The organism is Vibrio nigripulchritudo ATCC 27043 (assembly GCF_000222685.1).
GTDB classification, from domain to species: domain Bacteria; phylum Pseudomonadota; class Gammaproteobacteria; order Enterobacterales; family Vibrionaceae; genus Vibrio; species Vibrio nigripulchritudo.
Genome location: NZ_AFWJ01000241.1, coordinates 1 through 493, shown reverse-complemented (window position 1 = coordinate 493; position 493 = coordinate 1). Strand labels below are relative to the sequence as shown.

1 protein-coding gene is annotated in these 493 nt (G+C 51.1%); it reads right to left on the bottom strand.

Translation table 11 applies throughout. The features are described 5' to 3' along the window. Window positions 1-493 (bottom strand): hypothetical protein (locus tag RH89_RS29970; protein WP_004404556.1); only part of this gene is annotated, 493 nt, incomplete at both ends.

Genomic DNA, 493 nt, shown 5'->3' with positions numbered 1-493 from the left:
TGCCATTGCATCCAACGCTGCCGCTTCATCGAATTCGCCTAGGTCGGCATCGTCCAGTTCAATGGGCTCTGGTTCTTCTAAAACAGGCTCTTCTGGAACAACTTCTTCTGAAACCGGCGCTTCAACTTCTGGCTCTAGATCTTCTGCCAGTGGAGCTGGCTCGTCTGCCATTGCATCCAAGGCGGCATCTTCATCGAACTCGCCCAAGTCTGCATCGTCCAGTTCAATGGATTCTGGCTCATCGGAAGCAACTTCTTCCGAAACTGGCGCTTCAACTTCTGGTGCTAGATCTTCTGCCAGTGGAGCTGGCTCATCGACCATTGCATCCAATGCAACCGATTCATCGAACTCGCCCAGTTCAGCATCGTCCAATTCAATGGACTCTGGCTCTTCTAAAACAGGCTCTTCTGAAACAACTTCTTCCGAAACTGATGCTTCAACTTCTGGCACTAGATCTTCTGCCAGTGGAGCAGGCTCGTCTGCCATTGCATCT